This window comes from Rhodobacter sp. 24-YEA-8 (assembly GCF_900105075.1).
GTDB lineage: Bacteria > Pseudomonadota > Alphaproteobacteria > Rhodobacterales > Rhodobacteraceae > Pseudogemmobacter.
Genome location: NZ_FNSK01000006.1, coordinates 49,555 through 63,000, shown reverse-complemented (window position 1 = coordinate 63,000; position 13,446 = coordinate 49,555). Strand labels below are relative to the sequence as shown.

Annotated in this window: 10 protein-coding genes; 3 read left to right on the top strand and 7 right to left on the bottom strand. The window is 65.3% G+C overall.

Annotated features, from left to right (window positions below; genetic code table 11):
* Positions 1 to 76: 76 nt before the first annotated feature.
* From BLW25_RS22970 to BLW25_RS22945, 6 genes are all read right to left on the bottom strand, one after another.
* On the bottom strand, positions 77 to 2,728 hold the full coding sequence (locus BLW25_RS22970; protein WP_092904548.1) for an AAA family ATPase: 2,652 nt from the start codon (positions 2,726 to 2,728) through the stop codon (positions 77 to 79).
* Positions 2,725 to 3,849 carry a metallophosphoesterase family protein gene (locus BLW25_RS22965; RefSeq protein ID WP_092904808.1) on the bottom strand — a complete coding sequence of 375 codons (1,125 nt, stop codon included), beginning with the start codon at positions 3,847 to 3,849 and terminating at the stop codon, positions 2,725 to 2,727. The genes BLW25_RS22970 and BLW25_RS22965 overlap by 4 nt, the downstream gene beginning before the upstream one ends.
* Positions 3,850 to 4,098: 249 nt before the next feature.
* Positions 4,099 to 5,139, bottom strand: coding sequence for a FecCD family ABC transporter permease (locus BLW25_RS22960; RefSeq protein ID WP_253188632.1), 1,041 nt, complete (start codon positions 5,137 to 5,139; stop codon positions 4,099 to 4,101).
* Complete coding sequence (locus BLW25_RS22955) at positions 5,136 to 6,095, bottom strand: FecCD family ABC transporter permease (protein ID WP_253188631.1); 960 nt, start codon at positions 6,093 to 6,095, stop codon at positions 5,136 to 5,138. The genes BLW25_RS22960 and BLW25_RS22955 overlap by 4 nt, the downstream gene beginning before the upstream one ends.
* A 50-nt stretch (positions 6,096 to 6,145) precedes the next feature.
* On the bottom strand, positions 6,146 to 7,084 hold the full coding sequence (gene fepB, locus BLW25_RS22950) for a Fe2+-enterobactin ABC transporter substrate-binding protein (protein WP_092904806.1): 939 nt from the start codon (positions 7,082 to 7,084) through the stop codon (positions 6,146 to 6,148).
* A 20-nt stretch (positions 7,085 to 7,104) separates the two neighbouring features.
* The gene (locus BLW25_RS22945) at positions 7,105 to 7,968 is read right to left on the bottom strand and encodes a siderophore-interacting protein (protein WP_216279502.1); all 864 of its coding nucleotides are present in this window, start codon (positions 7,966 to 7,968) and stop codon (positions 7,105 to 7,107) included.
* A gap of 208 nt (positions 7,969 to 8,176) precedes the next feature.
* On the opposite strand from BLW25_RS22945, the gene BLW25_RS22940 reads away from it, so the two are divergent.
* Positions 8,177 to 8,971, top strand: coding sequence for an ABC transporter ATP-binding protein (locus tag BLW25_RS22940; protein WP_092904542.1), 795 nt, complete (start codon positions 8,177 to 8,179; stop codon positions 8,969 to 8,971).
* Here BLW25_RS22940 and BLW25_RS22935 read toward each other — a convergent pair.
* On the bottom strand, positions 8,962 to 9,765 hold the full coding sequence (locus BLW25_RS22935; RefSeq protein ID WP_092904540.1) for an IclR family transcriptional regulator: 804 nt from the start codon (positions 9,763 to 9,765) through the stop codon (positions 8,962 to 8,964). The two genes, BLW25_RS22940 and BLW25_RS22935, sit on opposite strands and share 10 nt — an antisense overlap.
* Before the next feature lie 196 nt (positions 9,766 to 9,961).
* On the opposite strand from BLW25_RS22935, the gene BLW25_RS22930 reads away from it, so the two are divergent.
* Positions 9,962 to 12,046 (top strand): TonB-dependent receptor, encoded by a 2,085-nt coding sequence (locus tag BLW25_RS22930; RefSeq protein ID WP_092904538.1) that lies wholly within the window; start codon positions 9,962 to 9,964, stop codon positions 12,044 to 12,046.
* A gap of 70 nt (positions 12,047 to 12,116) precedes the next feature.
* On the top strand, positions 12,117 to 13,424 hold the full coding sequence (locus tag BLW25_RS22925) for an NtaA/DmoA family FMN-dependent monooxygenase (protein WP_092904536.1): 1,308 nt from the start codon (positions 12,117 to 12,119) through the stop codon (positions 13,422 to 13,424).
* Positions 13,425 to 13,446 lie beyond the last annotated feature (22 nt).

Below are 13,446 nucleotides of genomic sequence, written 5' to 3'. Positions count from 1 at the left end.
AGGGCCTCCGAAACCGCCTGTCAGCAAGCATATGCCAGAGGCAGCAGCGCAGAGGTCCTTGCGCAAAACCACGCCCTTAAACCGAGCTGATCTGCGCGTGCAGCCGCTCTCCCCCCAGGGAGGCAAAGGCGCGTTGGCGGCAGGTCAGGACGATGATCTGCTGATCCTGCGCCACCCGGTGCAGGGCGGTGAACATCGCTTCGATCCGGTCATCATCACTATGGACCAGGGCATCATCGAGGATCACCGGCACCGATCTGCCCGACTGGGCAAAGAGCCGCGCAAAGGCCAGCCGCGTCAGCACCGCCAGCTGTTCCCTGGTTCCACCGGACAGGATCTCGATCTCTTCATCCTGACCGTCGCGCATCAGTGCCACCGGCAGGAGGCTGGTATCGTCTATCCTGAGCGATGCGCCCGGATGCAGGATCGACAGAAGCGGGTCAAGTTCGCGCAGGACCGGGCCAAGATAGGCTTCGCGCGCCTCGCGTCTGGCCGCTTCGAGCGCCGTCCGCAACCGGGCAAGCGCCTTCACTTCGCGTTCATAACGGGCCGCGCGGGCAAGGGCGGTCGCTTCGCGGCCCCGCAGATCGCCAAGCGCCTCCTCGATCCCCTCATCGGCCAGCGCCCCGATTGAGCCGCTCACCCCGGCAAGGTCGCTTTCCAGCCGTGCCCGGTCGCGCCTCCGTCCCTCGATCACCGAGGCAAGGCGGGTGACAGCCGCCCGGGCGGTCTCCAGATCGGGGGCGTTGGTGGTCAGCCGGGCCAGGGTCCCGGCGGCCTGGGTTTCGGCCCCGGCCAGCCCGGTCTGGACCTGGGCGAGGTGCAAAAGCCGCGCAGCAAGGTCCACCGGATCACCGGCCTCGGCTCGGACCGCGTCCAGCACCTGCCTGGCGGCCAGCTCCGCCGCACGCGATGCGGCGCGCGCCTCGCGCAGGCGGGCATGGCGGGCTTCGGCCTCGCGCCTGTGCACCTGCGCGCGCTCTTCGGTCTCTCTGGCACTGCGGAGCTGGTTTTGCAGACCGGCAATGTCTTCCGCCGCCGCCGCCTCCGGCGCCGCGCCCGGCAGATCACCCGCTTCGCTGCGCGCCACCGCCAGCGCCGTACGCAGGGCGTCGGTCCCCTCGGGCGCCAGCTCTGCAAGCAGCGCCCTCGCCTGGGATATGGCCGCATCGAGCCGCCCGGTCTCGGCAAAGGCATGACGCGCGGCCGCCAGATCCGCCGCGCCACAGGCCATCAGCGCTGTGGCCAGCCGGTCCTGCGCCTGTTGCAGCTTTGCGCCGATATCACCTGCCGCAACGAGGCCCGGGTCGATCACCATCCGGCCGATGCCGGGCAGATTCAGCGCGGTGCTTCCCCTGAGCTTCAGCCCTTCCGCGCCAATGGGCTGACCTGCGGCCGTGACCCGCGCCGCGCCCGAATAGGTGAGGGTCACCGCAACAAGGCGCGCTTCGTCCTGAAGCGCCAGGCGGTCGCGCTCGCCCTGGGCTTTTTCCGCCAGATCCAGCAGGTCGCGCGTGACCTTCAAAGGGCTGCGGGCCGCGAGATGGTCATCAAGCGCCGCGCGCTGACGGTCGGCGCGTTCCAGCCTCGCGGCAAGACCTGCCATACGATCGCGTGCGGCCAGCGCCAGCCCGGCCCGTTGCGCAAGATCCAGCCGCGCGGCAAGGGCCTGCACCGCCCCCGCGGCGGCGGCCTGTTCGCGGGCCGCTGTCGTATCAAGGGCTGCGGCCTCGCTGGTCAGGGCCTCGGTTCTCGCCAGCTCTTCCGAGGTCTTCGCCTGCGCGGCTATGGCCTGGCCAAGCCGGAGTTTCAGATCTTCAAGCCGCCGGATCGTTTCCGCGCCCTGCCCTGCGGTCAGCTGCGCCAGTCGAAGGTCGCTTTCGGCCTTGCGGGCCTGTTCGGCATGGGTTTCGGCCGCGCGCAATGCCTGGCCTGCCTGATCAAAGGCGGCCTGGTCGCGCGCCGCCTGATCCGGGTCGGCCAGCCGGATCAGATCGCGGGTGATCGCCGCGCGGTTTGCCAGTTCAGAGGAAAGCCGGGCCACCTTGATCTCAAGCCCCGCGCGGTCCTGTGCAAGCGCTTCGGCCTCGTCGGTGGCGCGCGCCCATTCCCCGCCCGATCTCGGCCGCAGCGTATTGGTTGCAAGCTTCGCAAGCGCCTCGTTCACCCGCGCCAGAACTTGGTCCATACGCCGCCCGCCGGTCATCATTTCGATCTCGCCCGCGACCGAGGACAAAAGATCGCGCCGCGCTGTCAGCGCCTTTTCGCGGTCCGATTTATCGGCGGCACCGGCGCCTTCCGGCTCCATCCCAAGAAGACCCTGGCGCACCCATAAAAGCCCCGAAGGCCCGGCCAGCCCCTGACCTGTCAGCCGGTCAATCCAGGCCTCGGCCTCGTCCTCCTGCGCGATCAGCCGGCCCGCCGCATCCAGCACCCGCGCCGTCGGGCGCGACAGCCAGCGTTTTTCCAGCCGGAACCGGCCCTCGGGAAGGTCAAGCTCGACCGCGACCTCGGGGGCACCGCCCGAATGGGGCTGCAATGCTTTCACCGGCGCGCGCGATGACCGATGCGGCTGGAAGAACAGGGCATGCAGCCCGTCGAAAAAGGTCGATTTGCCGAACTCATTGGGCTGCGACAGCACCGAGACCCCGTCGCCTATGCCCTCGATCCGGGCACGTTTTGCGCCAAAGCGGCGCAGATTGGTCAGCTCAAGCGCGCGGATCTTCATGCCTCGACCTCCTGCACCAGCGCATAGAGCCGGGACAGTGCCATTTCGGCCAGCTGGCGGTCGATCCGGGCCAGCGCCGGGTCGCGGGCCTCGTCGAGCAAACCTTCTGCGGCCCGGCGCAACGCACCGCCCCGGTCGATCAGGTCGAGATCATCCGGCTGCACATCTGTGCCAAGGCGGGAAAGATCGGCCTCGAACCAGCCGAAATCCGGGGCGATCGCGGCCAGCGCGGCCTCAAGGCCGGCGCGTTCGGCCAGGGTCAGACGGCCGCTGGCCTCGATCCGCAAGAGACTGTCCCGGCGTTGGTTTTCGCCGGGCAGAAGCCCGGCAAGATGGCCCGCAATATCCTCGCCCGGCAGCAGATCGAGCTCTGGCCGCAGCCAGTGAAACTGACCGGTTGGGGTGACTTCCACCCGTGCCGGCGCGCCGCCGGCGTCAAGGCCGACCGCAAGCGCGCCCGGCGCTGTGGGATGTTTGAACCCATCCGCCTCGGGTGTACCGCAATACCAGGTCGCAGGGCCTATCTGCATCCGCCCATGCCAGTCGCCAAGGCCCAGGTAATCAAGACCCGACAGCCGCGCCCGATCCGGCGGGATGATCCCCGGGCTGCCCTCGCCATCGGTGAAATCCATGATCGCGCCATGGCCAAGGCCGATGCGGATCGCGCCCTCCGGGGTTGGCGCCGACATCGCTTCGGTCAGATCGCGCCCCGGGCGGCGTTGTGTCGGGGGCGCCGGCAAAAGCCAGATACCGGGCGCAAGTTCCAGCGCGCCGGGCCGGTCAAGAACCGTCAGATTGGCCGGCGCATCGGCAAGGATCCGGCGCCAGAGCTCGGTCGCCGCGAGGCTGTCATGATTGCCGGGCATCAGGAACCAGCGCAGATCGCCCTCGACCGCCATGGCCCGCAGCGCGTGGCGCAAAGTCTCGGGCGAAGGGGTCTCGGCGTCGAATGTATCACCCGCCAGCAGCACATCGCGCGCGCCATTGTCGCGGGCCGCATGGGCGAGACGGGAAATGACCGTATGGCGCGCCTCGCGCAGGCGGCCGCGAATGTCTTCGGGAAAGCCGCCAAAAGGCCGACCCAGATGCAGATCAGAGGTGTGAAGAAAGGTATAGGTCATGCGGGGTTCCAGGCGGGGGATCAGGGCGGCCCGGCCGCTGATCGCAGTTTGATGCGATACGGACGAGGCGCGCAAGGCGCGGCTTGCCGCAATACTGGCCCTGTCCGATCTGATCCGGTTATCAATGCGGCTGAAATGGACATATCCTTGTACCACGACAACCGGGATCCGCTCTGCGCGACCGCTTTTGGGTCTTATGATGCCGGAGCCCTTACGGATACCTTTGGCCTGTCATCACGACAACAGCGCCTAGAGGCGGCGCGAAACAAGGATCAGATATAACCCACCCAGCAGCCCTGTGGTCAGCCCGATCGGCATAGCAAGGCCGAAAGGCGCATTCTGGCTGACGAGATCCGCGCTCAGCAGCAGGAGAGCCCCGGCAATTGCTCCCGAAACCACCGGCACATCGGGCGAACGGGTCAGCCAGCGCGCCAGTTGCGGCCCGGCCAGCGCGACAAAAGCAATCGGGCCGGTACAGGCTGTCGCAACGGATGCCAGCCCGACCGAGGCCAGCACCAGAACCAGCCGCGTGCGCCCCGGGTCCAGCCCGAGCTGGCGCGCGAGATCATCACCCATCGACATGACCAGAAGCCGCCGTGCATTCCACAAAACCAGCGGCGCGAAGACGACCAGCCCGGCAAAGGCGGTTGCGACATGGGTCCAGTCACGCGCGGCCAGGGATCCGGCCAGCCAGATCTGGGCTGACATCGCACGTTCCAGATCGCCCATCACCATCAACAGCGTGTTCAGCCCCGACATCAGCGCGCCCATGCCGATACCGACAAGGATCAGCCGGTAGCCGCCGCCCCCTTCCCGCCCGCCTTTCCGGCCGCGCGCCAGCCAGAGGACGACCAGTGCCGTCATCACCCCCGAGGCCACTGCCGCCAGCGCGGTCTGCACCGGCCCGGCATTGAACAGGATGATCTGCGCAATTGCGCCGCTTGCCGCGCCTGTGGTGAAACCGATCACATCCGGCGATCCGAGCGCATTTCGTGAGATCGACTGAAACACCGCGCCGGACATGCCAAGCGCCGCCCCGACCATCGCGGCGGTCAGCAGCCGCGGCAGCCGGATGCGCAGGACAAGGCGGTTGATCACATCGGTTTCGGCCTGGCCGGTCAGACCCGCCAGCGCCCCGGCAGGCGTAAGCCGCGTTGTGCCGCTGGCCAGCAGGAAAAGGCCAAGGAGCAGGCCAAATGCGATCAGCAGCCCGCAGACCAGCATGGCGCGGGGGCGCCATAACAGGCTGAGCCCGCCGATCCGCAAGACGCGCTGGCCTCTGGCCCTCACAGCCGCACCAGCCGGAAACGCCGCGCGACATGAATGAAGAACGGCCCGCCAAGGATCGCTGCGACGATGCCCGCTGCCAGCTCGGCCGGAGGGGCCACGATACGGCCAAGGATATCGGCCGCGGTCAGGATGCCTGCGCCGATAATCGCGGAAAGCGGCAGGAGGCTGCGATTGTCCGGCCCGCTCAGCGCCCGCGCCAGATGCGGCGCGACCAGCCCGACAAAGGCAATCGGCCCGGCGCTTGCGGTTGCCGCCCCGGCCAGGATCATCACCGAAAGGCAGGACAGCGCCCAGACCGGCCCCGGCCGCAACCCGAGCGCGCGACCGATCTCGACCCCCATCGACAGGGCATTCAGATCGCGCGCCAGCACCAGCGCCAGCCCGCCGCCCAGTACAAGGGCCGCCCACATCACCAGAGCGACCGCCATGCCGCGCCCCTCCAGCGTGCCCGAACCCCAGTTGCGGAATATATCCAGCACATCCAGCCCGGAATTCAGGATCACAAAGCCGGTCGCCGCCCCCAGAAGCACCGAAAGCCCGGCGCCCGCCAGCACAAGACGCACCGGATCTGTGCCCGACCCATGCGCGCGGCCCAGAATAAAGACCGCAACCCCCGCCAGACCGGCACCGACAAAGCCGAACCAGACATATTGCGTGATCTGGGTCAGGCCAAAAGCCGATGCCCCCAGGACAACCGCCATCGCCGCACCGGAATTCACACCCAGAAGTCCCGGCTCGGCCAGGGGGTTGCGCGTCACCGCCTGCATCACCGCCCCGGCAAGGCCAAGCGCGGCACCGGCGCCAAGCGCCAGCGCGGTGCGGGGCAGCCGCAATTCGCGCAGCACAAGATGCAGGTCATTGCCGGGATCAAAGGCGGTCAGGGCGCGCCAGAGCTCCGACAGCGGCACCGCGCGCGAACCGATGGCGAGACTGGCAAGCGACAGCAAAAAAAGCACCGGCAACCCGGCCAGCCAGATCCCTGCGCTCCTCCTGCCGCCATTGCCCGTCATCTGGCGAAATAACGCCCGATGGTTTCCAGAATATCGCGGCCGGAATAGTAATCGACGCGGAACGAGGTCGGCCCCAGCGGCCAGACCTGGCCGGATTTCACCGCCGGCAGATTGGCCAGAACCGGATCGGCCATAAACGCCTCCACGCTTTCTTCGGTGCCGTTCAGGAGAAAGACCCCCTCGCCGGTGATCGCCGCGCCAAGATTCTCATGCGAGATGAAATCGAAATCCGAAGCCCGGGTAACATTGCCCGCCATCGCCTCCGGCAGACCCGTCACCGTGAAGCCAAGGACCGAGAGCAGCTTTGCCTGGGCGCTGGTCGGTTTTGATACCGCGTAAGTGCCGCTGAAATTATACGATACCAGCGACACATCCCCCGGCGGGATCGTAAGCCGTGCCGCCAGATCAGCGGCGCACGCGTCGAAATCCCGGATCACCGCCTCGGCGCCCGCCTCATGCCCGGTGGCACGGCCGAGCTGGCGGGCAAGATCTTCCCAGGACCCGGAGGAATAGTCCAGTACGACCACTGTCATGCCCTGTGCGCGCAACGCCGGGACATAGGGCAGGATCGCATCTCCGCCGGTCGAAGAGGCCACAACCAGATCCGGGTCGGCCAGGATCAGCGATTCGATGTCAAAGGTCAGATTGCCGTAAAGCTGCGCGACGCCGCGTTCATCCGCCGTCTTCGCCCATTGCAGGAAGAAGCCCTTTTCGTCGGTCAGTGGCCCGATCATCGCCATTGATGTCGATTTCACCGGCGCGTCAATTGCCAGCAGGATCCCGGTCAGGCTGGGCGCGGTCGAGGCGATATTGACCGGCTTTGCCGCGATCACGACCTCGCCAAGCGCATCGGTCACCCTGCGCGGCCAGCCTTCTTCGGCCCTGGCAGTGAGGGGGGTGATCAGGGCAAAAACGGTCAGGGAAAGGCGCAACATACGGATACCTTTTGTCATTCTCAGACCGGCAGATCGATATCGCCAAGAGTTTCCAGGGTGAGGCCCCGGGCGCGCAGCGCCTCATATTCGGCAAGCCGCGCGCGGTCGAGATCCGAGCTGCTCATCCCCTTTTTCCAGTAGCCAAGCACCTGGAGATCAGCGCGCGCCACGCCGGCCTTGCGCAGATGATTGCGCAGATCGCGCATCTCGACGCGCTCGCCTGCGGCCCAGACCGTCCAGTTATGCGGATCGGGCAGGGCCGTCGCCGCCTGAAGCAAACTCTGCGCTGTTCCCGCCGCGACGCCCGCCGGACGCAGGATAAGATGCAGATCAACCCCGTCAGGGCGCGGCAATTCGTCAAAGGCACCACGGTCCGGGGTCTCGATCCAGGCGGAGCCTTTCAGCCCGGCAGGCCAGGCCTTCAGGATCGCATAGACCGCCGGGATCGCGGTTTCGTCGGCAAAGATCGCCGCCCGCCTGTCGCCCGAGGGCAGCGGGATGAAATGCTGGCGCGGCCCGATCATCGGCAGCACCGTGCCAGGACGCGCGGCTTTCAGCCAGCGCATCGCCGGGCTGTCATCCTCATGGATCACGAAATCAATCTCGACTTCGCTGCGCAGAGGATCGAAGGCGCGGATCGTGTAAACGCGCACCACCGGGCGCTGCCCTTCGGGTTCCCCGACCGCAATGCGCACGGCCTGGTTTGGCGGCATCCATGGCGCAGGATCTGCAGGTGCGATCCGGCCGGTCACCCGTGCGACCGAAGCGAAAGGCCTGCTGATCGAGATGACTTCCATCCCGATCCGCTCCATTCCGCGCATGTGATCCTCTTCCTCAAGAATCCCGCTGCGGTCTTCGACGGATTCTGTACTGATCCTGGCCATATGCTCATCCTTGCGCGCGCAGCTCCGGAGCCGGGCGCGAATTTGCCTCTGTGCTGCCGGGGATACTGTAGGGGAATGGCTGGCCCCGGCCGGAAACGACATCGGAAGGGGGTAGCTGGTTCCCATATTGCAGAGCGCATCCCGCAATGCAATACGAAGAGCCGCCAAAAAACCCGCCGGGCCTGCGGTCGGGCGAAAGGAGAATATGATGCATCACCGTCTGAGCGCCGAGAATGTGACGCTGCGCTATGAGACGCGGATGATCTCGCGGGATCTGTCGCTGGAGGTGCCGGACCGATCTTTCACGGTGATCGTCGGCCCAAATGCCTGTGGCAAATCCACTCTTCTGCGGGCGTTGTCGCGGCTTTTAACCCCGGAAAGCGGGCGGGTGCTGCTGGACGGAAAGGCGATCCATACCCTGCCCTCGCGTGAGGTGGCGCGCCGGCTTGGCCTTTTGCCACAGTCGCCGGTCGCGCCCGAGGGGATCAGCGTGGCGGATCTGGTCGCGCGGGGACGCTTTCCGCATCAGAGCTTTCTGCGGCAATGGTCGCAAGGGGATGCGGCAGCGGTCGCGGCGGCGCTGCGCGATACCGGCACAGCCGATCTGGCCGACCGGCCGCTGGCGGAACTGTCAGGCGGGCAGCGGCAAAGGGTCTGGATCGCGATGGCGCTCGCCCAAGAAACCCCGATCCTTTTGCTGGATGAGCCGACGACCTTCCTTGATATCGTGCATCAGGTTGATTTGCTTGAAATGCTGGCACGTCTGAACCGCGCCGGGCGCACGGTGGTGGCGGTTCTGCATGAGCTGAACCTCGCCTTCCGCTATGCGACCCATCTGATCGCGATGCGCGAGGGACAGATCATCGCGACCGGCGCGCCTGATGTCATCGTCACCGAAGATCTGATCCGGCAGGTGTTTGATCTGCCGGCGCTGGTGATGCCCGATCCACTGACCGCGCGTCCGATGGTGATCCCCTGCCCGCGCGCGGGGGATCAGGGCTGATCAAGCGCGCTTTGCCCACCTGTAGCGCGGTTTATCAGCCTCGCCACATCCTGTAGTGCAAGCCGGTCGCCCGGCGCATTCAGCTTCCCCAGATCGGTGACCGAGGTCACCACACAGACCAGTTCGCCCTGGGCATCGAGGATCGGAGCAGCCTGGCCGGTGATACCTGACAGAAGATGGCTTGTCAGTTCGACCCAGCCGGTGCGGCGGATCTGGTCAAGCTGCGGGCGCTGCACCGGGTCGCCGGCGAAAGCGGCGGGCTGGATCCGGCGCGCGGCCTCGATCACGGCGCGCGGCAGAAAGGCCTGAAACACCTGGCCACAGGCTGAATTGTCGATGGGCAGCACATCCCCCAGCTGCACCGGCGAAATCGCGAAAAGCGCGCTGCGATACCAGCGGACAAGGGTCGGGCCCCGTTCGGTCCAGATCGCGACCCCGCCGCTGATCGCGTGATTGGTGGCCAGCTGCTTCATCTGCATCCCGGCCATTTCAACAGCATCAACCCGGCGCAGCGCCGCAATGCCTATCGACAGAGCCGCCGCGCCCAGATCGTAATGGCTGGAGACCGGATCCTGCACCGCGAGCCCCTCTTTCACGAGGCTTTGCATATAGCGATGCGCGGTCGAACGTCCGGTGCGCGACAGCCGCGCGAGCTCTCCCAGAGGCAGCGCACGTTCGGCGGCGGCGAGGATGTTCAGGAACCGCATCGCGACCGAGATCGACTGAATGGTGGTCACCCGCCTTGTATCGACAGCGCCGGCATCCTCGTCGGGGAAAATCTCGAATTCCATCATCCCTGGGATTCCTTTGCCTCGGGCAGCGACCATGAAAGGCTCTGCGGGATCTTAATGCAGCATGGGCGCCGGGGTAAAGGCCCGCACATGGCAGCCGAATTGACATGCATAACGCGTTATGCAATTCGGAACGCATCATATGCCGCCAGCCCATCGCCCGCCTCCGCATGTGCCTCACCAGAAACCGGGGAACATCATGCCGAACTTTCATCATGGCAGGCTGGCGCGTGGGGCCAGCCTGCTGACCATAATTGCAGCCCTCGCGGCCCATGCTGCCTATGCCCAGGACACGCCTGTCGATCTTGGCACGATCTATCTGACCGGCGAAAAACAGCAGCGCGATCTGAAGGATACCGCGAGTTCGGTGACCCTCGTGACCGCAGAAGAGCTTGAACAGGACAAGCCGGGCAAGGATGAGGTCCGCACTGTGCTGCAGGGCACGCCGAACGTCATCTATACCGACAATGTCTCCACCCCCGTGATCCGGGGCCAGAACTCTGAAGGCCCGCATACCGGCGCGACGGCGTTCTTTGCCGGGACCATGCCGCGCGCGACAGTCAATGTGGATGGTCATTATCTCAGCTGGGCCGAGCTGTATTTCGGCGGCACTGCCACCTGGGATGTCGGCAGCGTCGAGGTCTTCCGCGGGCCGCAAACCACCAGCCAGGGCGCCAATGCCATTGGCGGCGCGATCCTCGTGAATACCAAAGACCCGACCTGGGAGCCCGAGGGCAGCTACCGGCTGGAATTCGGCAATTACAACCAGCGCCGCGCCTCATTTGCCTGGAGCGGGCCGATCAATGACCAGCTCGCGGCACGGATCGCGCTGGATTACGCGGCGCGCGACACCTTTATCGATTATGTCAGCCCGCGCTTTATCCAGAACGAAATCGGCCAGGATTTCAGCAATTTCACCGGTCGGGCCAAGCTGCTGTGGCAGCCCGCCGATATTGACGGGCTGACGGTCAAACTGACCTATTCGCGCTCGGATGTGACCCGACCAAGCGCCGAAGGTGCGGCGGAAGACCCCGAATACAGCGATCTGCGTTCGATCACGATCTGGATGCCGGGCTGGGATACGGTGACCGATACCGCTGTGCTGGATGTCGATTACGATCTGGGCAACGGCCTTGTGCTGACCAATAAATTCGAGACCTCGAAATCCGATGTTGAACGCCGCGTCGGCACGCCCACCGCCGGTGACGCCAATATGTGGCGCAAGAATTTCTCGAATGAATCGAAGCTGGCCTTTGGCACGCCCGAAGATGTTTTCTCTGGGGTGGCCGGTCTTTACGTCGCCTATAGCGATCAGGATGAATGGCTGAACCAGGGCGGTATCTCGACCTTCAACGACAAGAAGAACCAGCTAGGCGTCTATGCCGAACTCAGCTGGCGTATTGATGACCAATGGACGCTTTCGGGCGGCCTTCGCTATCAGCGTGACCATCTGCGTCGCACCGGCGATGTCTCGCCGCTCTTTGCCAACAGCGATATCGATTATGATCAGACGTTTGAGGAGGTGCTGCCGAAGCTTACCCTGTCCTATGCGGCGACGCCGGACTGGACCGTCGGCGCGATGATCTCGAAGGGCTATAATCCCGGCGGCATTTCGCTTGATTTCGTCGGCACCCACGACTGGACGAAATACAAGGAAGAGACCGTCTGGAATTATGAACTCTTCAGCCGGGCAAGCCTGATTGACGAGACGCTCTTCCTGACCGGAAACCTCTTTTATATGGATTACACCAACGCCCAGCACAGTGTGACCCAGATGACCTCGTCCGGGATCAACCAGACCCAGACGCTGAATGCTGAAAAAGCCCATTCCTACGGGCTTGAGATCGGTGCGGATTACAAGCCCGTCGACAGCCTGACGCTGCGCGCAAGTGCCGGTTTCCTCAGGACGAAGATCGACGAGATGTCTTCGGCAAAGGCCTGGGAGGGCAATGAATTTGCCCGCTCGCCCGGCAAGACCTTTACCCTTGGCGCAAGCTGGGATGCGAGTGACAAGCTGAAGCTTGGTGGCCAGGTGCGCTTTATTGACGGCTATTATTCCAATACCGCCAATACTCCGGCCTATGAGGTGGACAATTACACCCTCGTGGATATCCATGCGAGCTATCAGCTGCGCGACAATCTTGAAGTCTATGGCTATGTGAACAACCTCTTCGACGAACGCAGCCCGACCCTGCTCGAGGCCGCGCGCGGCACAGTGGCCTTCACGCAGGGCTCGATGACCTCGCCGCGAATGTTTGGCATCGGCATTCGCGGCACGTTCTGAGCCATCGCGACAGAAACTGCGGCCGGCCCGTCTCTGGGCCGGTCGATTCATGAACTGACGAGGCAGGGCGATGAAGCTCCGACCGAAACTCTGCATTGGGATCTCGCTGGCGCCGACCTGGCTGTCTGGCGAAGGCTGGCGGCTGGATGGCAGCGGCATCGAGGGGCTTTATTCCAGCGATTTTGCACTGGAAACCGCACAGCGCGCCGAGGCCGCCCATCTCGATTTCGCCTTCCGCCCCGATGCGAGCTTTCTGCCATTGGCGATCATGGACCAGTCCTTTGGCTTTTCCAGCCTGGACGCGACTTTGCTGATGACTTCGGTCGCGCGCGAGACGCGGCGGATCGGCCTCGTGACCACGATCTCGACCACATTCGGCCATCCCTATCAGGCCGCGAGGCAGCTGATGTCGCTGCACTGGCTCAGCAAGGGCCGCGCCGGCTGGAATGTCGTGACCGCCTTGCAGGGCAATGAGAATTTCGGCGTGGCAGAGATGCCTTCCTCGGATGCGCGCTATCTGCGCGCGCGTGAATTTACCGATGTCGTGCGCAAACTGTGGTCCAGCTTTCCATCCGGGGCGCTGCTGGTTGACCGCGAGACCGGGCGCTATGCCGATACCGATCTGATCCTGCCGATCAACCATCGCGGCCAGGGATTCGAGGTTAAGGGGCCGCTGAACCTGCCGGCATTTCCCGGTCCGGGGATCCCGCTGATGCAGGCGGGCGGGTCGGCCACCGGCATCGATTTCGCGGGGGAGGTGGCGGATATGGTCTTTGGCATGACCCCCGATCTGGCAACGGCGCAGCAGATGCGCAGCCAGCTTTCCGCCCGCGCCGTGGCGCATCGCCGCGCGCCGCGTGATATCCGGCTTCTGCCCGGGCTCAGCCTCTATCTGGCCCCGACCCGCGAAGAGGCGCGCGCGCTGTTTCAGGACAACCACCGCCGCGTCGGACGCGCGCAGCGTCTCCAGCGCATCCAGGAAGCCATCGGGCTGGATCTGAGCAGCTGGCCCGATGATCGCCGCCTCACCCCGGCCGATCTGCCGAAAACGCATCACTCCATGCGGTCTGCCAGCCATCGTGCCCTCTTGCAGCGGATCGTGTCTGACACGCAGCCAACGGTGGCCGAACTGCTGGCGCGGCCCGAGATCCTGTCATCGGTGCATTGGCAGATCGTCGGCACCCCCGAAGACGCGGCCCGGGAAATCGCCGTCTGGCATGACGCCGGCGCGATTGACGGCTTTATCGCTGTGCCCGGCGGCTCGCCTGAAAGCCTGCGCCTGACACTGGAGGACCTCGTGCCGCGACTGGTCAGCGACGGGCGCTTCCGCCGGGATTATGCGGGCGACACATTCTTTTCGCATCTGACGGAAGACTGACCCGGGCGCCGGTCCGGGCCAG

Excerpts from the sequence above, each read along its gene's own strand:
- BLW25_RS22970 (WP_092904548.1), bottom strand. The coding sequence starts at position 2,728 with ATGAAGATCCGCGCGCTTGAGCTGACCAATCTGCGCCGCTTTGGCGCA.
- BLW25_RS22965 (WP_092904808.1), bottom strand. The coding sequence starts at position 3,849 with ATGACCTATACCTTTCTTCACACCTCTGATCTGCATCTGGGTCGGCCT.
- fepB (WP_092904806.1), bottom strand. The coding sequence starts at position 7,084 with ATGTTGCGCCTTTCCCTGACCGTTTTTGCCCTGATCACCCCCCTCACT.
- BLW25_RS22945 (WP_216279502.1), bottom strand. The coding sequence starts at position 7,968 with ATGGCCAGGATCAGTACAGAATCCGTCGAAGACCGCAGCGGGATTCTT.
- BLW25_RS22940 (WP_092904542.1), top strand. The coding sequence starts at position 8,177 with ATGCATCACCGTCTGAGCGCCGAGAATGTGACGCTGCGCTATGAGACG.
- BLW25_RS22935 (WP_092904540.1), bottom strand. The coding sequence starts at position 9,765 with ATGATGGAATTCGAGATTTTCCCCGACGAGGATGCCGGCGCTGTCGAT.
- BLW25_RS22930 (WP_092904538.1), top strand. The coding sequence starts at position 9,962 with ATGCCGAACTTTCATCATGGCAGGCTGGCGCGTGGGGCCAGCCTGCTG.
- BLW25_RS22925 (WP_092904536.1), top strand. The coding sequence starts at position 12,117 with ATGAAGCTCCGACCGAAACTCTGCATTGGGATCTCGCTGGCGCCGACC.